Origin of the sequence: Streptomyces sp. A0642 (assembly GCF_004795105.1) — a bacterium.
Lineage (GTDB): Bacteria > Actinomycetota > Actinomycetes > Streptomycetales > Streptomycetaceae > Streptomyces.
The window spans coordinates 484,397-505,263 of record NZ_SSBL01000001.1; the positions used below are offsets into that span (position 1 = coordinate 484,397).

16 protein-coding genes are annotated in these 20,867 nt (G+C 71.1%); 12 read left to right on the forward strand and 4 right to left on the reverse strand.

The window, feature by feature from the left end:
• Positions 1-47: 47 nt before the first annotated feature.
• Positions 48-1,598 carry an NCS1 family nucleobase:cation symporter-1 gene (locus E6R60_RS02000; protein WP_136324590.1) on the forward strand — a complete coding sequence of 517 codons (1,551 nt, stop codon included), beginning with the start codon at positions 48-50 and terminating at the stop codon, positions 1,596-1,598.
• Here the strand turns inward: E6R60_RS02000 and E6R60_RS02005 are convergent.
• Positions 1,561-2,331 carry a hypothetical protein gene (locus E6R60_RS02005; RefSeq protein ID WP_136324591.1) on the reverse strand — a complete coding sequence of 257 codons (771 nt, stop codon included), beginning with the start codon at positions 2,329-2,331 and terminating at the stop codon, positions 1,561-1,563. The two genes, E6R60_RS02000 and E6R60_RS02005, sit on opposite strands and share 38 nt — an antisense overlap.
• 201 nt (positions 2,332-2,532) lie before the next feature.
• Here E6R60_RS02005 and E6R60_RS02010 point away from each other — a divergent pair, with 201 nt between their 5' ends.
• Both E6R60_RS02010 and E6R60_RS02015 read left to right on the forward strand, forming a co-directional pair.
• Positions 2,533-2,901 carry a hypothetical protein gene (locus tag E6R60_RS02010; RefSeq protein ID WP_136324592.1) on the forward strand — a complete coding sequence of 123 codons (369 nt, stop codon included), beginning with the start codon at positions 2,533-2,535 and terminating at the stop codon, positions 2,899-2,901.
• A 152-nt stretch (positions 2,902-3,053) separates the two neighbouring features.
• The gene (locus E6R60_RS02015) at positions 3,054-4,523 is read left to right on the forward strand and encodes an amidase (protein WP_136324593.1); all 1,470 of its coding nucleotides are present in this window, start codon (positions 3,054-3,056) and stop codon (positions 4,521-4,523) included.
• Between the two features lie 6 nt (positions 4,524-4,529).
• On the opposite strand, the gene E6R60_RS02020 is transcribed toward E6R60_RS02015, so the two are convergent.
• Entirely contained in the window at positions 4,530-5,594 is a 1,065-nt protein-coding gene (locus tag E6R60_RS02020; protein WP_136324896.1) for a biotin/lipoate A/B protein ligase family protein, read from the reverse strand.
• A 457-nt stretch (positions 5,595-6,051) separates the two neighbouring features.
• Here E6R60_RS02020 and E6R60_RS02025 point away from each other — a divergent pair, with 457 nt between their 5' ends.
• Together E6R60_RS02025 and E6R60_RS02030 are read left to right on the forward strand one after the other, a co-directional pair.
• Entirely contained in the window at positions 6,052-7,335 is a 1,284-nt protein-coding gene (locus E6R60_RS02025) for a glycoside hydrolase family 16 protein (protein ID WP_136324594.1), read from the forward strand.
• Complete coding sequence (locus tag E6R60_RS02030; protein ID WP_136324595.1) at positions 7,335-8,729, forward strand: chitinase; 1,395 nt, start codon at positions 7,335-7,337, stop codon at positions 8,727-8,729. Before E6R60_RS02025 ends, E6R60_RS02030 begins: the two co-directional genes overlap by 1 nt.
• A 379-nt stretch (positions 8,730-9,108) precedes the next feature.
• Here the strand turns inward: E6R60_RS02030 and E6R60_RS02035 are convergent, their stop codons facing one another.
• Positions 9,109-10,080, reverse strand: a complete 972-nt coding sequence (locus tag E6R60_RS02035) for an alpha/beta hydrolase (protein WP_136324596.1) — start codon at positions 10,078-10,080, stop codon at positions 9,109-9,111.
• Positions 10,081-11,058: 978 nt separating this feature from the next.
• On the reverse strand, positions 11,059-12,039 hold the full coding sequence (locus E6R60_RS02040; protein WP_240802357.1) for a helix-turn-helix domain-containing protein: 981 nt from the start codon (positions 12,037-12,039) through the stop codon (positions 11,059-11,061).
• Positions 12,040-12,514: 475 nt separating this feature from the next.
• On the opposite strand from E6R60_RS02040, the gene E6R60_RS02045 reads away from it, so the two are divergent.
• The 7 genes from E6R60_RS02045 to E6R60_RS02075 all read left to right on the forward strand — a co-directional run bounded on the left by E6R60_RS02045 (position 12,515) and on the right by E6R60_RS02075 (position 20,862).
• Positions 12,515-12,940, forward strand: coding sequence for an SsgA family sporulation/cell division regulator (locus tag E6R60_RS02045; protein WP_240802358.1), 426 nt, complete (start codon positions 12,515-12,517; stop codon positions 12,938-12,940).
• Between the two features lie 65 nt (positions 12,941-13,005).
• Positions 13,006-13,425, forward strand: a complete 420-nt coding sequence (locus E6R60_RS02050; RefSeq protein ID WP_136324598.1) for a tetratricopeptide repeat protein — start codon at positions 13,006-13,008, stop codon at positions 13,423-13,425.
• 406 nt (positions 13,426-13,831) lie between these two features.
• The gene (locus tag E6R60_RS02055; protein WP_136324599.1) at positions 13,832-14,707 is read left to right on the forward strand and encodes an alpha/beta hydrolase; all 876 of its coding nucleotides are present in this window, start codon (positions 13,832-13,834) and stop codon (positions 14,705-14,707) included.
• Between the two features lie 439 nt (positions 14,708-15,146).
• Positions 15,147-15,872 carry an alpha/beta hydrolase gene (locus E6R60_RS02060; RefSeq protein WP_136324600.1) on the forward strand — a complete coding sequence of 242 codons (726 nt, stop codon included), beginning with the start codon at positions 15,147-15,149 and terminating at the stop codon, positions 15,870-15,872.
• Positions 15,873-15,975: 103 nt separating this feature from the next.
• Positions 15,976-16,827, forward strand: a complete 852-nt coding sequence (locus tag E6R60_RS02065) for an alpha/beta hydrolase (protein ID WP_136324601.1) — start codon at positions 15,976-15,978, stop codon at positions 16,825-16,827.
• 210 nt (positions 16,828-17,037) lie between these two features.
• Positions 17,038-19,965: an FAD-binding and (Fe-S)-binding domain-containing protein gene (locus tag E6R60_RS02070; protein WP_136324602.1), complete on the forward strand. Its 2,928-nt coding sequence runs from the start codon at positions 17,038-17,040 to the stop codon at positions 19,963-19,965.
• A 48-nt stretch (positions 19,966-20,013) separates the two neighbouring features.
• Positions 20,014-20,862: a fumarylacetoacetate hydrolase family protein gene (locus E6R60_RS02075; RefSeq protein WP_136324603.1), complete on the forward strand. Its 849-nt coding sequence runs from the start codon at positions 20,014-20,016 to the stop codon at positions 20,860-20,862.
• Positions 20,863-20,867 lie beyond the last annotated feature (5 nt).

Genomic DNA, 20,867 nt, shown 5'->3' on the forward strand with positions numbered 1-20,867 from the left:
CGCCCCGCCCCGCACGGCACCGTTCCCGAGCGAAGGGTCAAGCCGCCATGACATCGACCGCCCCACCACCCCCGCCCGGGGACCGGATAACCGCGGCCCCCGACCGCGTCGAGCTCCCCGCCGGGGCCGCACCCGACGACAGCCGCTTCGTCAACGACGACCTCCTGCCGGTCCCCCTGGAGCGGCGCGACTGGACCACCTACAACTTCGCCGCCCTCTGGGTCGGCATGGCCCACAACATCCCGTCCTGGCTCCTCGCCTCCGGCCTCGTCGCCCTCGGCATGGACTGGAAGCAGGCGGTCTTCACCATCGCGCTGGCCAACCTGATCGTCCTCGGACCCATGCTGCTCACCGGGCACGCCGGGCCCAAGTACGGCATCCCCTTCCCGGTGCTGGCCCGGGCCTCGTTCGGGCTGCGCGGCGCCAATCTGCCCGCTCTGATCCGGGCCGCGGTGGCGTGTGCCTGGTTCGGCATCCAGACCTGGATCGGCGGCGTCGGCATCTTCACCCTGCTCGGAAAGATCTTCGGGGGCTGGGCGGAGGCCGGCGAGATCGGCGGGCAGCCGTGGACGCTCTGGCTCTGCTTCGTGCTGTTCTGGGCGCTCGAACTCGCCATCATCCACCGGGGGATGGACACCCTGCGCCGGTTCGAGAACTGGGCGGCGCCCTTCGTCATCGCCGGCGCGCTGGTGCTGCTGGTCTGGGTCGCCGTCAAGGCGGGCGGCTTGGGCCCGTTGCTGGACCAGCCGTCGAAGCTCGGCTGGGGCAAGGATTTCTGGCCGGTCTTCTTCCCCTCGCTGATGGGCATGATCGCCTTCTGGGCCACGCTGTCCCTGAACATCCCCGACTTCACCCGCTTCGGCGCCGGACAACGCGCCCAGATCCGCGGCCAGTCGCTGGGTCTGCCCACCACGATGACGCTCTTCGCGCTGCTCTCCGTCCTGGTGACGTCCGGCTCCCAGGCGGTGTACGGGGAGGCGATCTGGGATCCGGTGCAACTGGTCGCCCGGACCGACAACGTCTTCGGGCTGCTGTACGCGCTCGTGACGGTGCTGGTGGCGACGGTCTCCGTGAACATCGCGGCGAACGTGGTGTCGCCGGCGTACGACCTGGCGAACCTCGCGCCGAAGTTCGTCAACTTCCGTACGGGCGCGCTGATCACGGGCGTCGTGGGCGTCGTGATCATGCCGTGGAAGCTCACCGGGACACCCGAGCTGTACATCTTCACGTGGCTCGGACTCGTCGGCGGGCTACTCGGCACCGTCGCGGGCATCCTCATCGCCGACTACTGGATCGTCCGGCGCACCGTGCTCGACCTCGCCGACCTCTACCGGCCCGGCGGCCGCTACTGGTACACGAACGGCTGGAACTGGCGGGCCGTCGCCGCCTTCGCCGTCGGCGGTGTCCTGGCGATCGGCGGCTCGCACTCGGAGCCCGGCAAGGGGCCCTTCCCGGCGGACGGCCTGGTCCCGTTCCTGAAACCCCTCGCCGACTACGGCTGGGCGGTCGGACTGGCGTCCTCGCTGCTGCTGTACGTGCTGCTCACCGGCCGTGAGCGCGTCACACCGGGCTCGTCGTCCGCCCCAGCAGTGCGCTGACGTCGAACGAGTCGGCTGGCGAGGGCGTGGTCCGGGGAACCGGCTCGTCGAAGGCGGAGAAGCCCACGACCGCGTCCGCGCCGTTGCCCTCGATGGTGAGCCGCAGCGGATACGGCTTGCCGGTGGCCGCCACGTCCACCGTCAGCGTCGTACCGTCCCGCATCCTCGTCACCGGCACGACGGACGCCTTGCCGAGCATCGTCTTCGCGCCCTTGTTGAGCGTGCCGGTGTCGTCGTTCGCGTTGTCGCTGACCAGCTTCTGGAAGGTGTTGAGGTCACAGGTCCTGGTCAGGGCGCTCAGCCGGGGGTCGTCCGCCGACCCCTTCATGTAGCGGCCGCCCACGATCGCGGCGAAGGCGGAACCGCCGTTGGGGACCTGGTTCTCCCAGAAGTCCGCGTCGGGCTTGATCCAGACGTCGTCGCCCCGCTTCACGATCAGCGCCGAGCCCTGGCCGGCGCCGAGGTTCACCGAACCGTTGCAGTTGCCGTCCCGGTCCAGGGTGAGCTCCAGCGACATGGGGGTACGTCCGCTGCCGAGGTCCCCACGCGTGCTCAGGTGCAGGGACTCGGCGCCGAGCAGTGCGTCGCGGGAGCGGTCGGCGATCTGCTGCGCGGTGAGGTGGTCGATGTCCTCCGCGTGGGCCGTGCCGCCGGCGAGGCCGCCGGCGGTGACGGAGAGCACGATCGCCGCAGTCCATGCTGCGGGGCGTGTGCCGAGGTGTGGACCGGTCACGTCGCCTCCTCGAAGGGTCGTGGCGGGACTGTCCGGGTCTGCGGTCTGAATCATTCGAGCGTACGCCGGAGGAGTGGCGGCTGCGCGACGGCGCACGTCCGGTACACCTCGGTGTGTACACAGCGTGACGTCGTGCGCCCTTTTCCGGTTAAGGGGGCGGAGGCGGTTGTCAGGGACCGCTCGCACGGCCGAAGGGAAGACATGAAGAAGTCCATGGGGAATCTGTTCAGGGGCGTCGTGTGCGGTGCCGCCGTCACCGGGGTGGCCGTGGCGCTCGCGGTGCCGGCCGGTCCGGCCACGGCGGCCTCCCTCGCGGTTCCGGCTTCGGCGAAGACGCCGCCGGGGCTCTCCTGCGATACGGGCAAGCACGCCGTCGACGACTACACCGGCTACGCCCTGTGCCGGAACAACGGCGGCACGACGCAGACCTTCTGGGTACACCTGGTCTGCGGCTGGTCCCCGGACGTCGACGGGGAGCACGTCACGCTGAACCCGGGCCAGTCCGGTCAGTCGACCGCGCACTGCGCCGGGCTCGGGACCGGGATCGGCGAGATCACCGTTCAGCCGTAGGGACACGGGCCGGTGGCCGCATGGTGCCGCTTTCGCGGGCGGCGCCACGCGGCCCCGGGCGCGGTTGAGGGATCGGCCGCGGCTGGTTACCCTCCAGTAAATCGTTCGGGCAGGCGACACGCGCGTGACGGTACGAGGAAGGCGGGCAGCCCATGTCCTCAGCGGAGACCACGGGAACGGAGACCGGGGCGCCGCCCGGGCTGGCCGACTGCGCACGGGCTCTCGCGGAGGGCCGCACGACCTCCACCCGGCTGGTCACGGACGCACTCGCCAGGATCGAGGCGAGCCAGGGCACGCTCAACGCCTTCCGGCACCTGCGCGCGACCGCCGCACTCGCCGAGGCCGCCGAGGCCGACCGCCGGCTCGACGCGGGGGAGCGGCTGCCGTTGCTCGGGGTGCCCGTCGCGGTCAAGGACGACACCGACGTCGCCGGACTCCCCACCCATTTCGGCTGCTCGGGGGAACGGCCCGTCGCGACCGCCGACAGCGAGTCCGTACGCAGACTGCGCGCGGCCGGGGCCGTCATCGTGGGGAAGACCAACTCGTGCGAACTCGGCCAGTGGCCGTTCACCGAGGGCCCGGCCTTCGGTGTCACCCGCAACCCGTGGAACACCGGCCACACCCCGGGCGGCTCGTCCGGCGGTTCGGCCGCCGCCGTCGCCGCCGGACTGGTGCCCGCCGCGCTCGGCTCCGACGGCGCCGGGTCCGTCCGCATCCCCGCCGCCTGGACCCACCTCGTCGGCATCAAGCCCCAGCGCGGCCGGATCTCCGTGCACCCCCACCGCGACGCGTTCCAGGGGCTCACGGTCAACGGCCCCCTCGCCAGGACCGTCGCGGACGCCGCCCTGCTGCTGGACGCCGTCGCGGGAGCCCATCCCGACGACCACCACCGCCCGCCGGCCGTGCAGGCCTCGGCCGCCGCCCGCCGGGACCCGGGCCGGCTGCGCATCGCCCTCGCCTGGCGCCCCCCGCTCACCCTCACCGGCACGGCGCCCCACCCGCACGTCCGCCGGGCCGTCACCGAGATCGCCGAGGCGCTGGCCCGCCTCGGCCACCACGTCGAGGAGGCCAGACCCCGCTACGGGCTGATCGGCCTCGCCTTCGTACCCCGTGCCACCGCCGGAATCGCCGAGCTCGCCGCCCTGCACCCCCAGCCCGCCCTCCTGGACCCCCGCACCCGCAGCGCCCTGCGGACGGGAACCCGGCTCGGCGGCAGGATCGTGCGGGCGGCACGGGAGCGGGAGCTGCGCCAGCACCGGCGGATCGGGGCCCTGTTCCACCCCGCCCGCGGATCGGGAGACCCGGGTTTCGATGTGCTGCTCACCCCGACGACCGCCCTGCCGCCTCCCCCGATCGGCAGGTTCGACGGGCTGAGCGCCTGGCGCACCGATGTCGCGATCACCGAGGCCTGCCCGTACGCCTGGCCGTGGAACGTGCTGGGCTGGCCCGGAATCAACGTGCCCGCCGGTTTCACCCCCGGTGGCCTCCCCGTCGGCGCCCAACTGCTCGGCCCCTCCCGCAGTGAGGAACGGCTGATCTCGCTGGCGGCCCAGCTGGAGGCCGACCGGCGGTGGTTCGAGCACCGCCCGCCGGCCGCACCCCGAGCGGCGGCGCGCCCCTGACCAGGCCTACGGCACCCGGGCGGTCCACTCGGCCGTGCCGAACTTGGTGCGGACGAGTTCCTCGGCCCGGGCCAGTTCCCCGGGGGTCACGTCGCCGCGGGTGAGCCCGTGGCGGTTGCGGAACGACTCGATCATCCGCTCGATGACGGCCTGACGGGCCAGACCCGTCTGCCGGCGCAGGGGGTCCACGCGCTTCTTGGCGCTCTTCGTGCCCTTGTCGGACATCTTCTCCTTGCCGATGCGCAGGACGTCGAGCATCTTGTCGGCATCGATGTCGTACGACATCGTCACGTGGTGCAGCACGGCGCCGGGCCCGCCGTCCGGCCCCAGCACGCGCTTCTGCGCCGCCCCCGCGATCTTGCCGACCTCGGTCGCGATGTCGTTGAGCGGCTGGTACCACGCCTTGATGCCCATGTCGCCGAGCGCTTCGAGCACCCAGTCGTCCAGGTAGGCGTAACTGTCGGCGAAGGAGAGGCCCGAGACGAGGGAGTGGGGCACCGCGAGCGAGTACGTGATGGTGCTGCTCGGCTCCGCGAACATGGCCCCGCCCCCGGAGACCCGGCGCACCACCGTGACACCGTGGCGGTCCACCCCCGCCGGGTCCACCTCGTTGCGCAGCGACTGGAAGCTGCCGATGATCACCGCGGGGGAGTCCCACTCCCACACCCGCAGCGTCGGCGGGCGCCGGCCCGCGGCGACCTCCGCGGTGATGACCTCGTCGAGGGCCATGTGGAGCGCGGGGGACTGGGGCGCGTCGTGGATGAGCTGCCAGTCGAAGTCGCTCCACTCGGTGGCGTGCGCCAGCGCCCGGCGTACGGCGACGGCTACGCCCTCCGACGTGAGCCCGAGCATCACCGTGGACGGGGGAAGGGCCGCGTCGATCCGGGCGGCCAGGCCCGCCGTGTCCGTGGTGGCCGGGGCGCCCTCCAGCGCCGCGTCGATCGCGAGGATCGCCTCGTCCGGCTCCAGGAAGAAGTCGCCCGCCACCCGTACGTCGCGCAGCGCCCCGCCCCGGACGTCCAGGTCCACCACGACCAGCTTGCCGCCGGGGACCTTGTACTCACCGTGCACAGCCATGCCTCCAGTTCCACCGGGCCTCATGCCTAGGCATCGGCGAATCGGCTCCGACGGGGGCATAACGTCCCTCCCGGAGGGTTTAATCCGCCGTTGAGGCCTGAGGGGGCGACCGGGGGCGCGGGGCGGTATCGCTTCGACTCTTGGCCGCAGTCCCCGGAAGCCGTGGCCTCGTCGGCGCAGGGGTGGGGATGTTCGCGCACCCGGGGGTGCATCTCGGCCGCTCCGGCCGGTGGTACGTACCAAAGTATTGACACCCGTTTGGTTCACTTCTTAAATCACACAGTGAACCAAGTCGGTTCACGGACTCACCGCACGTGTTGCCCCACGCTCCACCCCCACATCGGTCGGCGCAGCTCTCGCACATCCCCGCGCCCTGCATCTGTCATGCGCATGACTGTCATATGCATGACAGATTCCCCTTCCTCCCCCTCACGCACCGGAAGGGAGAGTCATGGACTCCCCACGCCCACGCCGTAAGCGGCGCCTGCTGCATTCCGTACTCCCGGTCCTCGCTCTCGCCCTGGCCACGACGACCCTGGCGGGCGGCGGACCCGCTTCCGCGTCCACCGTCCCGAGCGCGGACACCGCGGCGGCCGCCGCGGTCACGACGTTCGCCGACGAGTTCGACGGGGCCGCCGGCTCGGCGGTGAACGGCAGCAAGTGGCAGATCGAGACCGGCGACAACGTCAACAACCATGAGCGGCAGTACTACACGGCGGGCAACAGCAACGCCGCGCTGGACGGCCAGGGCCATCTGGTCATCACCGCACGCAAGGAGAATCCGGCCAACTACCAGTGCTGGTACGGGGCCTGCCAGTACACCTCGGCCCGGCTCAACACCTCGGGGAAGTTCACTCAGGCGTACGGGCACGTCGAGGCGCGGATGAAGATCCCGCGCGGGCAGGGCATGTGGCCCGCCTTCTGGATGCTCGGCGCCGACATCGGGCAGGTCGGCTGGCCCAACTCCGGCGAGATCGACGTCATGGAGAACGTCGGCTTCGAGCCCTCCACCGTGCACGGCACCCTGCACGGTCCGGGCTACTCCGGCTCCGCGGGCATCGGCGCCGGATACACCCTCCCGAACGGCCAGGCCTTCGCCGACGCCTTTCACACCTTCGCCGTCGACTGGGCCCCCGATTCCGTGACCTGGTCCGTCGACGGGAACGTCTACCAGCACCGCACGCCCGCCGACACGGGCGGCAACACCTGGGCCTTCAACAAGCCCTTCTTCCTCATCCTCAACCTCGCCGTCGGCGGCTACTGGCCGGGCGACCCCGACGGCAACACCGCCTTCCCGCAACAGCTCGTCGTCGACCATGTGCGCGTCACCACCGGCGCGACGCAGCCGGAGGCGGGCGGGCCGATCACCGGTCTCGCCGGCAAGTGCGTGGACGTCGCCGCGGCGGGCACCGCCAACGGCACCCCGGTGCAGCTCTACGACTGCAACGGCACCAGCGCGCAGCGCTGGAGCGTGAACGCGGACGGCACGATCCGCGCGCTCGGCAAGTGCCTCGACGTGGCGTCGGGCGGAACCGCCGACGGCACCCCCGTCCAGCTGTGGGACTGCAACGGCACGGCGGCCCAGCGCTGGACCGTGAGCGGGGCGCGCGACATCGTCAATCCGCAGGCGAACAAGTGCCTGGACGTCACCGGAAACAACTCGGCCAACGGCACCCGGCTCCAGATCTGGACGTGCGGCGGGACCGCCAACCAGAAGTGGACGGTGACCCGTTGATGCGCGGTCGCTTCCCGGGTGAGCGCGTGCCGGCGGTCCGGAGCCTGCTCGGCGCGGGGGTTGCCGCCGTCTTGACGGCCGGCCTCACCGGATCCCCCGCCCTGGGCGCCGCCGCGGCGACCGGGCAGATCACGGGTCTCGCCGGCAAGTGCGTCGACGTCGCCGGGGCGAACACCGCCAACGGCACGCCGGTGCAGCTCTACGACTGCAACGGCACCAACGCCCAGCAGTGGGACGTCGGTTCGGACGGAAGCGTCAAGGCCCTCGGGAAGTGCCTGGACGTGACCTCGGCCGGCACGGCGAACGGCACCGCCGTCCAGTTGTGGGAGTGCAATGGCTCCGCGGCCCAGCGCTGGACCGTCACCGCCGCGCACGACATCGTCAATCCGCAGGCGGACAAGTGCCTGGACGTCACCGGCAACAGTTCGGCCAACGGCACCCGGCTCCAGATCTGGACCTGCACGGGCGCCGCCAACCAGAAGTGGACGGCGCCCACCGGCGGGGGAGACCCGACGCCGCCCGCCGGTGCGATGGCCGTCGCCCCGTACCTCTACAACGGCTGGGGCAGCCCGCCCAGCCCGACCACGGTCATGAACGCCACCGGCGTCAAGTGGTTCACCCTCGCCTTCGTCCTCAGCAACGGCTACTGCAACCCCCAGTGGGACGGCAGCAGACCACTGGCCGGAGGGGTGGACCAGCAGACCGTGAACACCGTCCGGGCCGCGGGCGGCGACGTGATCCCCTCCTTCGGCGGCTGGAGCGGCAACAAGCTGGAGAGCTCCTGCTCCAGCGCCGGTGAGCTGGCCGGCGCGTACCAGAAGGTGATCAACGCCTACGGGCTCAAGGCGATCGACATCGACATCGAGGCCGATGCGTACGCCAGCGCCACCGTCCAGCAGCGCACGGTCGACGCGCTGAAGACGGTCAAGGCCAACAATCCCGGGCTCAAGGTCTACGTCACCTTCGGCACCGGCCAGAACGGCCCCGACGGCAGCCTGATCGGCAAGGCCGCCGCGTCGGGCCTGACCGTCGACAGCTGGACGATCATGCCGTTCGACTTCGGCGGGGCGGGCCAGAACATGGGGGCCCTCACCGTCAGTGCGGCCGAAGGGCTGAAGAACACGGTCAAGAGCGCCTACGGCTACTCGGACGACCAGGCCTACCGGCACACCGGCATCTCGTCGATGAACGGCATCACCGACAACGGCGAGACCGTGACGGTCGCGGACTTCCGCACCATCCTCGGGTACGCGCAGCAGCGGCACCTCGCCCGGCTGACCTTCTGGTCGGTCAACCGGGACCGCCCGTGCACGGGCGGCGGCGCCGACACCTGTTCGGGCGTCTCCCAGCAGCCCTGGGACTACACGAAGGTGTTCGCCCAGTACGCCGGCTGACCGGCCACTCCGGCGGTCCTCCGAAGGGCCCCTCGGTGCTTCCGCGCCGGGGGGCCCTTCGGCGCACATCCCCGTCGGGACCCCTCATGCGGCCATCCGGGGCCGGCGCGGGCCGGTACCGGTACGCGCCGCCTTCGCCGTTCCTGAGCGGACCGATGGGTCGTTCGTCGGTCGGCAGGGGTCGGTGACAGTGCTCCTGGCGCTGTGGCCCTTACCTACGGGGTGGTGGTCCGCCCGCACGCGGAGTCCGCGCGGTCGCAGGGATGACAGGGCGAACCTCGTCCGGCGCGGCGCAGACGCACGAGAAGGCGGCGCCACCGTACGAGCCGGTGGTGCCGCCTTCTCCGTGGGGTCGCCGCGGCGACCGTCACGCCATCGGTCAGCCGGTGCGCAGGGCGGTGCGGAGAGTGGCGACGGCGAGGGTGATGGCGGCCTGGGCGGCGTGGGTCTCGCGCAGGGCGTTGAGCATCACGAAGTCGTGGATGATGCCCTGGAAGCGGGCGGCGGTGACGGCGACGCCGGCCTCGCGGAGCTTGTTGGCGTAGGCCTCGCCCTCGTCGCGCAGGACGTCGGCCTCACCGGTGATGACCAGGGCCGGGGGCAGGCCGGTGAGCTGCTCGGTGGTGGCCCGCAGGGGGGAGGCGGTGATCTGGGCCCGCTCGGCCTCGTCGGTCGTGTACTGGTCCCAGAACCACTGCATGCCGTCGCGGCGCAGGAAGTAGCCCTCGGCGAACTGGTGGTAGGAGCCGGTGTCGAAGCTCGCGTCGGTGACCGGGTAGAACAGCACCTGCTGGACCAGGGGCACGCCGCCGCGCTCCTTGGCCATCAGGGTGAGGGCGGCCGCCATGTTGCCGCCGACCGAGTCGCCGACCACGGCGAGGCGCGTGGCGTCCAGGCCCTTGGTGGCGCCCTGCTCGACGATCCACTGGGCGACGGTGTAGTTCTGCTCGATGGCGACGGGGTAGCGGGCCTCGGGCGACAGGTCGTACTCGGGGAAGACGACCGCGGCGTTCGCGCCGACGGCGAGCTCGCGCACGAGACGGTCGTGGGTGTGGGCGTTGCCGAACACCCAGCCGGCGCCGTGGATGTAGAGGATCACCGGCAGGGTTCCCCCGGCGCCGGCCGGCTTGACGATCCGGGCCCGGACGCTGCCGGTGGGGCCGCCCGAGACGGTGATCCACTCCTCGTCGACGTTCGGCTTGGCGATGTCCCCGGACTGGACCTCGTCGACGGCCTTGCGTCCCTCGACGGGGCCGAGGTCGAAGAGGTAAGGGGGGTTGGCGGTAGCCTCGACGAACGCCTGGGCGGCGGGTTCCAGCACCGGCGGAACCGGGTCGATGATGTCGGACATGAATTTCTCCTGAAGCTGTCGGTGCGTTGTGCTGTCCCTCCACGCTAAAACCATGAACGGCCGTAGGTGTTCTGTACGCGCACCCGCTCTGTCCGGAAAGCGCACAGAAAGACGCGCGGCCACGGCATGCGCACGGAGTGCGGGCTTTCTGTCCGAAGCCGGCCGTGGCATGAAATACCCCCGCTCTGTCTCCGCGCCACGCTCGGTTTCACCGGACGACTCGGCCGGCGGGGAATCGCTTCTGAGCCGCGCAGTGCCCTCTTCCGGAGTCTTCCGGAGGAGACACCGGCCCTTGCGGGGGATTCATTCGTTGCGGCCGCCTCGATATTCGCTCGTCGGCTGATCTGCGGACCTCCCATGGTTTTCCGGAGAGCGAAACTCGCGTGGTTTCCCGGAGAGCAGAAGGGTGTACGCGACGCGACGGGGCTACCCGTGCCCCGGCCGCGTGACCTGATCTGCGGGGGATGGGGAGCACGTGCGTGCGGAGGTGTTCCGGGGGCGAGGGGCGGGACCTCTTCGCGGCGATACGGGGCGGCGGCGGACCGGTTGACCGGGAGCGCACGGCTCCTTGTCGCGGAGCGTACTGATCGGGCTGGGACTCCGTCCGGTGACCGGTGAGGCGATTACGCGCCTCGACGTCTTTGATGCGGCCGAAGAAGCGGATCCCCTCCCGTCCGACGGCGAGCGGAGGGCGGAAGCCGCCGCGCCGGATCCGTGAGCCTCCGGGCCCGCCGCCGTCGGAGACCGCAGGGTTACCGGGTGTCCCGGCGCCGGCGCTGACGATCCTCGGCGGACGCCGCGCGATGGCGTCCCCGAGCGGTACGGCCGCACCGCCGGTCCTGCGTCAGGGCTCCGTGCCGGCCCCGGGCGGACGCGTACCCGGCCGATCGGGCCGACCGTCCAAACGGCTGCCCCCCCCTTCCTCGCCGACACCGGTGCGGCGGGGACCGACGCCCTCCCGCGCGCGGCAGGACCCGGTCACGCGTGCTGCTCCGTCGCACCCATCATCATGCCGCTCTCCAGACGCTGAATGCGCCACTCGCGGGGTGAGAGGCCGTAGGCCCCACGGAACACCCGGCTGAAGTGCGCGGGGTTGACGAAGCCCCAGCGTTGGGCGATGGCCGACACGGTGGGGGTGGTCCGGCTGCGGCGGGCGAGTTCGCGCGCGCACCTCTCCAGCCGGCGTCGCTGGATCAGCCGGCCGACGGTGACGCCTTCGTCCTCGAAGAGCCGGTGCAGATAGCGCACCGAGATCTGGTGCGCCAGCGCCACGGAATCCGGTGACAGGGACGGGTCGCCCAGATGCTGGTCGATATAGGCGTGGATGCGCACCACGAGATGGTCCTGCGCCGTCCCGGCACCCTCGACCAGCCCCTCGTACCGCTCGGTGACCAGGGTGGAGAAGAGATCGACGAGACCGTTGACGAGCCCGCCTGTCGCGGTGGCCGAGTACTCGTGTGCGGAGGAGACCACCGTCATCAGTACGGGCTTCAGGACGGCGGCGCACCCTTGCGCGGTGCCGAACGCGGTGCCGCTGATGCTGTCGAGCGCCTCGTCCGACAGGTCCAGCGCACGGCGTGGGATGAGGACCACGTGGACGGAGGAGCGTTCCGGGCGTTCGAGGAAGTAGGGGCGCGACGTGTCGTAGACGAAGAGGTCGCCCCGGCCGGCCGTGACCTGCCGCCCTGCCTGAACCAGTACGGTCCGCCCCGTCACCTGGACACCGACGGCGACCAGAGGTTCCGGTGAGCGCGCGATGTGCGTCTTCGTCCGCTTGATGCGATGGGCGTCGGCTTCGACGGTGGTGACGCGCAGGACCCCCACGCGACCGGTGACGAGCCGCCCGGTGAACGGCCCCGCGTCGTGCGGCACGACTGTCACGGGCACCAGCTCCCGGTCCACCGTTCTGTGCCAGGAGACGAGTCTCTGTTCCTCGGGAATCTGGGAAGTCAACAGCACCGGGCTCACCCGGCCTCCTCTCGAATCGCTGCCATGGGCGGAAACCGCCCGGCCGTCCTGCGCACGGACCGGGCGGATGCCCGCCGCGTGGTAAGAGCGGGGAACCGGGGCCACCCCCGCACAGGGGGCATGTGGCCGGTTCTCCGCCTTGACCAGCAAAGCCGCTGGTGGCGTCCGACTCCAGGCAGCTAGCAGGCAGAAAGGCGTCATCCGGTCGTGAGTGGAGCGGGAGAGCGGGTCGATGGGGTGCCCCGGACCTGCTGGCGGGCTCCTTCCCCCACGCGGGCCGAGTGCGCGTGCCTGGCGGCCGCCGCGGGGGTCCGCAAGCAGGGTGCCGGACCCTCGCTCGTCGGACGCGTGGCCGAACCCCGTACTCCCAGAAGCAATGGCGGATGCGTTGAGCGACAACGAGTGACGTGCACATGTTTCTAGGGTGAGGCGCAGACAACCGCTCAGTTGCTTCCCGGGAGACCCCATGCGTCAGCCGCTCACATCCGTCACCTGCGATGTCATGGCCTTCGTCAGTGTCTCCGAGGACCGGCGGGTTCCCCTGCCCGGCAGGCTTCGCTACGACGCGACGGATCCCTATGCCGTGCACCTCTCCTTGGGGGTGCCCGCGGCCGAGGCGGTCGTCTGGGTGTTCGCGCGTGAACTCCTGGCCGAGGGGCTGCGCCGGCCGGCCGGCTTCGGAGACGTACTGGTCTTCCCCCGGCACCGCTGTCTTCCGGACACCATGCGCATAGTCCTGCGGACCCCCGCCGGCGCCGCTCTCGTCGAGCTCCCGGCGTCCGAGGTCGCGCGTTTCCGGCGCGACGCCGACGCGTTGGTGCCTCCGGGGACGGAAAGCGCGTACGTGGACATCGACAGCGAACTCGCCCTGCTCACGGGCCGCAGCGACTGACCTTCCCCGGTCAGGGACCGGGCACGCGCACCGCGCCGGCGGGCCGCTTGTGAAGGCTGTCTCTCGTGCCGGGTCCGGACGCCGGGGTGGCCTGTGCCGCGCAGCTCATCGGACAGGACCTCCCGTCGGCGGAGGACACCCTCGAAGAGCTGGTCGAGGCTGGTCTGCTCGGCCCTCAGGGCGACTGGTTCTCGGACCGGTGGAACTTCTGGGGCCACTGGACCGAGGTGTTCGACATGGCCGCCCGGAGCGCCGGTCTGCTCGGCGACGAAGCCCTGCGAGCCACTCATCTGTGTGACGCTCCGGGCAGCCTCCCCCTGCGCAGCGCCCACCTCCTCCACCTGGGAGAGGCCCTCCTGGCCCAGGGACGTGACGAGGAGGCACACGAGGCCTTCCGGGCCTGTGTGGCTCTCGGCCCCGACGCGGATCAGGTACGTCTCTGTGAGGCGCGTGCGCGGCTCGCACGTCTCGACGCCGTGCCATGACGGCGGTCCTTCTCCCCTGACCGCACGTGTGGGCTCCTCCACCCCCGGGAAGCGAACGGCGGTGCGGCGCGGGCGCGCAGAGACCAGGGCGCATGCACACCCGGGCAAGCCGGACCCCGGATCGCGTACAGAGTCGGGTCAGTGTGCTCGACGCGCCGCCGAGGAGGCGGCGGAGCCGTACCGCCGGCCCTCCCCGCGAAGCCGGCTGACGGACGCCGCCCTCTCGCCCGGAACGAGCCGCATCCCGCTTCCGAGCCACTACCGAAGGGTTGGCATGTCGCGTCCCGAGAAGCCGGCCGTTGTTCCGGTGCACGCCGCGTTTGCCGACGCGTCGGGCCATTCCCTCCACGCCCTCGAAGCCTGAGGCGTGTCAGCCTCCCCTCCTCCTCCAGAACGTGAGAGACGCATGACTGTTCCGACGGGAATCACCCACCACACCGCGGTGCTCAACGGAATCAACCAGCACTGGGTCAGTGCGGGTGAGGGACCGCCGGTCTACCTGCTGCACGGATTTCCGCAGACCTGGTACGGCTGGCGGAAGCAGATTCCGGTTCTGGCGGAGAAGTACACCGTGATCGCGCCCGACCTCCGCGGCTACGGGGACACCGAGAAGCCGGCGTCCGGCTACGACAAGCGCACCATGGCCCGGGACACCATCGCGCTGATGGATCACCTCGGCCACGAGAAGATCGCGTTGGTGGGCCATGACCGGGGAGCCCGTGTGGGTACGCGGCTTTCGAAGGACCATCGCGGCCGGGTCGACCGCTTCGTCGCCATGGACAACATTCCGACGCGCGTCATCGCGGACACCTATGACGTCGCCATGGCTCGTGCCGGCTACTGGTTCTTCACCTTTCTCCAAGTCCCTGATCTGCCCGAGGCCTTGATCGCGGGCAAGGAGGAAGCCTGGCTCACGCACTTCTACCGGAGTTGGTCGTACGACCCGGACATGCTGTCGGCCGAGGAGATCGACGTCTACGTACGTGCCTACCGGCAGCCGGGCGCGGTCCGCGGTTCGTGCATGGACTACCGCGCGGCCGCCGAGGACGTCGCGCAGGATCGTGAGGACGAGGAACAGCTCATCGACTGCCCGGTGCTGACGATGTGGGGGGAGGACTTCAGCGCGGTCGGCAAGGCCTACGACGTCCTGGACGTATGGAAGGGCATCGCCCGTGATGTCCGGGGTCTGGCGATCCCCGAGTGCGGACACCTCTGCCAGGAGGAGAAGCCCGAGGTCGTGAACGCGGAAGTCCTGTCTTTCCTGGACGGCTGGAACGGCTGAACCCCCCTCACGGCTGATCCGCCGTTACGCCTCCTTGCCCGGCGCGACGGTTCGGCAGTCGTGGAAACGCCTGCGCGCGGCAGCGGTGCGTCACCGGCCGCTGCCGCTTTCGCATGCCCCCGGCCTGCCCCTCGGCCCTCTCCCGTGAACCGTGGGCGTTGCGGCGCTCAGGGATAACGTCCGGGGCACACAGAGGCAAGTTCCCCTCCCGTGCGAACAGTACGTTTACTTCCATACCCGCGGGATTCACCCCGGGCGGCCCCGTTGCCGGATCCGGCTACGGGAGCCGAGGACCCACCCGGGCACGCATTCCCGGTCACCGGACCGGGCCCGCTTCCGGCCGCGCCGACGCGAGATCCGGAAGTCGTCGGACTCACCGGCCCGCCCGGGTCCCCCTGCCCACCCCTCTCACCGACCAGCAAGAGAAAAGAGCCCCGTCATGTCGCGTTCCGAGAAGCCGACCGTTGTTCTGGTGCATGGCGCGTTTGCCGACGCGTCGAGTTATTCCGCTGTGATTCCCGAGTTGCTGCGGCGTGGGCTGAAGGTGGTGGCTCCGGCCGTTCCCAATCGGAGCCTGATCGGGGACGCGGCGTACGTGGCGTCGGTGGTCCGTCAGATCGACGGGCCCGTGGTGCTGGTGGGCCACTCCTACGGTGGTGCCGTGATCACGGTGGCGGGTGTCGAGGAGAACGTCGAGGCGCTGGTCTACCTGTCGGGCTATGCCCTCGAGGTGGGCGAGAGTCTGGGTGAGCTGCAGGGCCGGTTCCCGGACTCGGATCTGGCGGAGGCGCTGGTGTACACGCCGTTCCCGGTGGAGGGGTCGGACACTCCGGGTACGGATGTGTCGGTGCGGGTCGACAGCTTCCCGGCGATCTTCGCGGCGGACGTCGATCCGGAGCTGGCGCGCGTGCTGGCGGTCTCGCAGCGTCCGCTGGCGGCGCAGGCGTTCGCGGATGCCGCTCCGGCGGCCGCGTGGAAGACGAAGCCGTCCTTCGGTCTGGTGTCGTCCTCGGACCACACGATCAACCCCGATGTCGAGCGCTTCGGTTACCAGCGGGCCGGCATGACCACCATCGAGGTCGACTCCTCGCACCTCGTCATGCTCGCCCACCCCAAGAAGGTCGTCGCCTTCATCGAACAGGCCATCAACGCCACCTCCGTGTAGCCCCTTCCACGACTCCTCCCGGCTCCCTCCCGGCATGGCCCACACGCTGGGCCCCCGGGCCCGCCTCGCTCGCGGGCGAGCCGTCCCGATCAGAAAGACAACGATGAGCACATCGATCTCGCGTCGCACCGTGACCCGGTCCGTGGTGGCCGGCGCCACCGCCCTCGGAGTCACGGGCATCGCCCGCTCGGCCTCCGCCGAGACCTCGGCCGCCGAGGCGGTCACGCACAAGAAGCGGCTCCCCACCATCGTGCTGGTGCACGGCGCCTTCGTCGACGCCTCCAGCTGGGCTCCCGTGGTCCAGCGACTCCTGCGCCAGGGCCACCGCGTCGTGGTTCCGCCGAACCCGCTCCGCGGCGTGGCAGGCGACGCCGCCTACGTACGCAGCGTCCTGGACGGCATCGAGGGCCCGGTCGTGCTGGCGGGCCACTCCTACGGCGGCTCCGTCATCAGCCGAGCCGCGGTCGGTTCCGCCCAGGTCAAGGGGCTGGTGTACATCGCGGCCTTCGTCCCGGACATCGGCGAGAGCGCTGCCGAGCTGAGCGGCAAGTACCCGGGCAGTTCGCTCGCCGACACCACCGTCGTCCAGAAGTACCCGCTGCCCGGCGGCGGGCAGGGAGACGAACTGGTCATCCGGCAGGACCTGTTCCCCCAGCAGTTCGCGGCCGGCGTCGAGAAGACGACCGCCCGGACGATGGCCGCCGGACAGCGCCCGATCACCGTGGCGGCGCTGAACGAACCGGCCACCGCGGCGGCCTGGAAGAACCTGCCCAGCTGGTACCTCATCGCCACCGAGGACCGGAACATCCCTCCGAAGGCGCAGCGCTGGATGGCCGCGCGCGCCAAGGCGCACACGGTCACCATCCACGCACCGCACGCGGCCACGGTGAGCGACCCGCGCGCCGTCGCCGACCTGCTCGACAAGGCCGCGCACGCCGTCTCCGCCGGTCACTGACCACCCGCCGGACGGACCGGAGCGGCACGTGCCCTCCGCGGCGACACCCGCGCCCGCACCGTCCGTCCCGAGCCGCGCCGCGTCCGTGGTGTCCGAAGGAGTCCGCTTCGGGCACCCGGGCGGCGCCGCGCGGGCCGGCCGCCCCGCCCCGGGCCGCGACCGGCCCGGGGCCGGAGCACCAGCCAACGACCCGGGAGGAAGAGAACATCCATGCCGCTGCTCGAACCCAAGCCTGGGATGCTGCGCCCCCACACCCTGGAGGGACCGTCCGTCGACCGGGTGGCCGACGACCGGGCGTCCGGCACGCCGGACGGGCTGCGGGACGCACTGCTCGCGGAACTGGGACCGGACAAGGTTCTGCACAGGATCTCCGACCTGGTGCGTTATGCGTCCGACGCCAGCCCTTACCGCCTGGTGCCCCGCGTCGTGGTCGTCGCCGCGAACGTCGACGATGTCTCCACCGTGCTGCGCTACGCCCGGGAGAACCGTCGGCACGTGGTCTTCCGCGCGGCCGGCACGTCCCTGAACGGACAGGCTCAGGGCGACGACATCCTGGTGGACGTCCGCCGTCACTGGACCGGAGTGGAAGTCCTCGACGGCGGTGCCAGGGCGCGGATCAGACCGGGCACCACCGTGGGCCGGGCCAACATCGCGCTCTCCCGGCACGGCCGGCTCATGGGCCCCGACCCCGCCAGTTCCCTCGCGGCCTCCGTCGGCGGCGTCGTGGCCAACAACGCCTCCGGCATGACCGCCGGCACCACCCGCAACTCCTACCGCCTGCTGTCCTCGCTGACCGTGGTCCTGCCGTCCGGAACGGTCGTCGACACGGCCGGCCCGGACGCCGAGACGCGCCTGCGGGCCGCCGAACCGGACCTGCACGCGACTCTGCTCGCGCTCAAGGAGGAGATCGAGGCCGACGCCGGGCTGGTCGCCCGCATACGTGCCAAGTACGAGCTGAAGAACACCAGTGGCTACCGGCTGGACGCCTTCCTCGACGGCGCCACCGCCGTGGACATCCTCCGCGGTCTCATGGTCGGTTCCGAGGGAACTCTGGGCTTCATCGCCGAGACCGTCTTCGACACCGTCCCGCTGGACCGGAAGACCTGTACGGCGCTGCTGTTCTTCCCCGACCTGCCTGCTGCCGCCGCCGCCGTGCAGCAGTTCAACGGGGCCGGGGCGCGCGCCGTCGAGCTGATGGACGGCAACACCCTGCGTGCCTGCGCAGAGGTGGACGGCGTACCCGGGGACTGGCGGGACATTCCGCAGGAGAACACCGCGCTCCTGGTCGAGTTCCGTGCCGCGACCGAAGAGGACCACCTCGCCCAACGGCGGGCCGCCGCCGAAGTGGCCGAGGGGCTGTCCCTCGTGACCCCGGTACCGTCGGTTTCGAACGACTTCGTCACCGACCCCCGTACTGTGCGCACCTACTGGCACGCCCGAGAGGCGTTCATGACAGCCGTGGGCAAGGCCCGGCCCACGGGGACGACGCTGATCACCGAGGACTTCGCCGTTCCTCCCGCTCATCTGGCCGAGGCGTGCGAGGCGCTGCTGGAGATGCAGCGGCGCTACGGCTACGACGCGGCGGTGGCCGGACACGCGGCCCACGGCAATCTGCACTTCCTGCTCGCCTTCGACGCGGCCCGGCCCGAAGACGTCGAGCGGTACGCGGCCTTCATGGACGAGTTCTGCGCCATGGTCATCGACCGGTTCGACGGCTCCCTCAAGGCGGAGCACGCCACCGGCCGGAACATGACGCCCTTCCTGGAGGCGGAGTGGGGCTCGCGGGCCACCGAGATCATGTGGCGCGTCAAGCAGGCCCTCGACCCGCACGGAGTGCTCGCGCCGGGGGTGGTGCTGAACCGGGACCCCCGGGCCCACCTGAAGCACCTGAAGACGATCCCGACCATCGAAGCCGTCGCCGATCCCTGTATCGAGTGCGGCTTCTGCGAACCGGTGTGCCCCAGCCGTGATCTGACGACGACGCCCCGGCAGCGCATCGTGCTCCGGCGCGAGATGATGCGCCAGCCCGCCGGCTCACCCGTCACCGACGGCCTGCTGGAGTCGTACGGCTACGACGCCGTCGACACCTGCGCAGGCGACTCGACGTGCAAGATCGCCTGCCCGGTCGGCATCGACACCGGCGCCATGATGAAGCAGTTCCGGCACGAGCGGCACGGTGGCGTCGCCGAACGGAACGCCGAGCGGGCCGCCGAGCACTTCGCGACCGTGGAGAAGGCCGTCCGCGCCGCGCTCGGCGTCGCCGGACACGTCAAGGACGGCGTGCTCACCCGTGCTACCGGCGTGGCCCGCAAGGCGGTCACCCCCGACCTGGTGCCGGAGTGGATCAGCGCGATCCCCGGGCCCGCCTCCTCCGGTCTGCCTCCGACCCGGCGTCAGGGGGCGGTCGCCGTCTACTTCGTAGCCTGCGTCAACCGGATCTTCGCCGGACCGGAGGGCGGGGAGGAACTCTCCCTGCCGGACGCCGTGGTGAGGCTCTCCGACCGGGCCGGCCGCCCCGTCTGGGTCCCCTCCGACATCGTCGGCTCCTGCTGCGCCACGATCTGGCACTCCAAGGGATACGACGACGGCAACAGGCTCATGGCCAACCGGACCGTCGAACGGGCGTGGGAGTGGACGGACGGCGGCAGGCTGCCCCTCGTGGTCGACGCCTCGTCCTGCACTCTCGGCATCGGACGGGAGATCATCCCATACCTGACGCCGGAGAACAGGCGCAGGCACGAGAAGCTCGACGTGATCGACTCCCTGGTCTGGGCTGCCGGTGAACTCCTGCCCCGTCTCACCGCCGCCCGCAAGGTCGACCGTGCGGTCATCCACCCGACGTGCTCCATGCGGCACCTGGGCGACGTGGAGCAACTCGAGGAGCTGGCCCGGTTCGTGGCCCACGAGGTGACCGTCCCGGTCTACGCGGAGTGCTGCGGCTTCGCCGGTGACCGCGGCATGCTCCACAAGGAGCTGGCGGAGTCGGCCACGGCGCATGAGGCCGAAGAGGTCCTGGCGGGCCACCACGACGCCTACCTCTCGGCGAACCGTACGTGCGAGATCGGCATGGAGCACGTCACGGGCCGTCCCTACGAGTCGGTGCTGCTGCTCCTCGAAAGGGTCACCCGGCCCGACTGACCACGGCGCCGCACCGCCTTCCACACGAAGCCAGCACAGGAGAAACTCATGCGAATCGCCAATCTGTCCGGACGGCTGACACTGATCCTGGGCGAGCGGGCCGTGGATGTCCACGACGCCAGCGGTCACCGCTTCCCGGCCGACCCGCAGGCGATCTACGAGCAGTGGGACGAGTTCAGGGCCTGGGCCACGGAGGCCGACCTCGGCGACGCCGGCCATCCCTACGACGCGGCCGACCTCGGCGCCCCGGCCCCGGCTCCGCGCCAGCTGCTCGCCATCGGACTCAACTACCGCGAGCACGTGGAGGAGGCGGGGTTCACCCAGCCCGAGGGCATGCCGCCGGTCTTCACCAAGTTCGTCAGCAGCATCACCGGCCCCCTCTCCGACGTGGTGCTGCCCGAGGGCGGCCACACCGACTGGGAGGTGGAGCTGGTCGCCGTCATCGGCAGGACGGCCCGCCGCGTGCGGGAGGCGGACGCCTGGGGCCATGTCGCCGGCCTGACCGTCGGGCAGGATCTGTCGGAGCGCGTCCTTCAGATGAGGGGCCCGGCCCCCCAGTTCGGTCTCGCCAAGTCCTACCCGGGCTTCTCGCCCATGGGGCCGGTCCTGGTCACCCCGGACGACTTCGAGGACCCCGACGCGCTCGAACTCACCTGCAGCGTCAACGGCGAACAGGTCCAGCGGGGCTCCACGCGGCAGCTCATCCTCTCCGTCCCGGCGCTCATAGCGCGGTTGTCGGAGGTGTTGACGCTCCTGCCCGGCGACGTCGTCTACACGGGTACGCCCGCAGGTGTCGGCCTCGGCCGTACGCCTCAGCGCTGGCTGCGGCCCGGTGACGAACTCGTCAGCTCGATCCAGGGCATCGGCGAACTGCGACAGCGGATGCTTCCGGCCTGAGCGCG

Bases quoted from the DNA above. Each gene is read 5' to 3' on its own strand.
- E6R60_RS02000 (WP_136324590.1), top strand. From the start codon at position 48: ATGACATCGACCGCCCCACCACCCCCGCCCGGGGACCGGATAACCGCG.
- E6R60_RS02010 (WP_136324592.1), top strand. From the start codon at position 2,533: ATGAAGAAGTCCATGGGGAATCTGTTCAGGGGCGTCGTGTGCGGTGCC.
- E6R60_RS02015 (WP_136324593.1), top strand. From the start codon at position 3,054: ATGTCCTCAGCGGAGACCACGGGAACGGAGACCGGGGCGCCGCCCGGG.
- E6R60_RS02025 (WP_136324594.1), top strand. From the start codon at position 6,052: ATGGACTCCCCACGCCCACGCCGTAAGCGGCGCCTGCTGCATTCCGTA.
- E6R60_RS02030 (WP_136324595.1), top strand. From the start codon at position 7,335: ATGCGCGGTCGCTTCCCGGGTGAGCGCGTGCCGGCGGTCCGGAGCCTG.
- E6R60_RS02035 (WP_136324596.1), bottom strand. From the start codon at position 10,080: ATGTCCGACATCATCGACCCGGTTCCGCCGGTGCTGGAACCCGCCGCC.
- E6R60_RS02045 (WP_240802358.1), top strand. From the start codon at position 12,515: ATGCGTCAGCCGCTCACATCCGTCACCTGCGATGTCATGGCCTTCGTC.
- E6R60_RS02055 (WP_136324599.1), top strand. From the start codon at position 13,832: ATGACTGTTCCGACGGGAATCACCCACCACACCGCGGTGCTCAACGGA.
- E6R60_RS02060 (WP_136324600.1), top strand. From the start codon at position 15,147: ATGTCGCGTTCCGAGAAGCCGACCGTTGTTCTGGTGCATGGCGCGTTT.
- E6R60_RS02065 (WP_136324601.1), top strand. From the start codon at position 15,976: ATGAGCACATCGATCTCGCGTCGCACCGTGACCCGGTCCGTGGTGGCC.
- E6R60_RS02070 (WP_136324602.1), top strand. From the start codon at position 17,038: ATGCCGCTGCTCGAACCCAAGCCTGGGATGCTGCGCCCCCACACCCTG.
- E6R60_RS02075 (WP_136324603.1), top strand. From the start codon at position 20,014: ATGCGAATCGCCAATCTGTCCGGACGGCTGACACTGATCCTGGGCGAG.